This window comes from Aquimarina sp. AWH4_224, from assembly GCF_056160245.1.
The window spans coordinates 1-270 of the sequence record NZ_JBSWWU010000087.1; the positions used below are offsets into that span (position 1 = coordinate 1).

1 protein-coding gene is annotated in these 270 nt (G+C 33.3%); it reads left to right on the forward strand.

The features are described 5' to 3' along the window. Positions 1-270, forward strand: a 270-nt coding sequence (locus ACXAGJ_RS24815; protein WP_474843904.1) for a condensation domain-containing protein, incomplete at both ends; no start/stop codon positions are given.

A 270-nucleotide genomic window follows, 5' to 3' on the forward strand; every position in this document is an offset into this window, starting at 1 on the left:
AGGCACAACAACATATTGTTGATGATTTTTCATTTTCGATAGCGGATTATGGTTTGGTTAATGAATTAGAAGTTGATTCATTGATTTCAAGATTTGTGGTTCCCTTTGATTTGAGTAGTCCTCCTTTATTACGGGTAGGATTGATTAGATTGTCTGATGAGGATTATATTTTGATGTTGGATATTCATCATATTGTTAATGATGGAGTTTCTCAGGGTATTTTGTTGAGTGATTTGATGGGATATTATCGAGGAGATTCATTAGCAGACT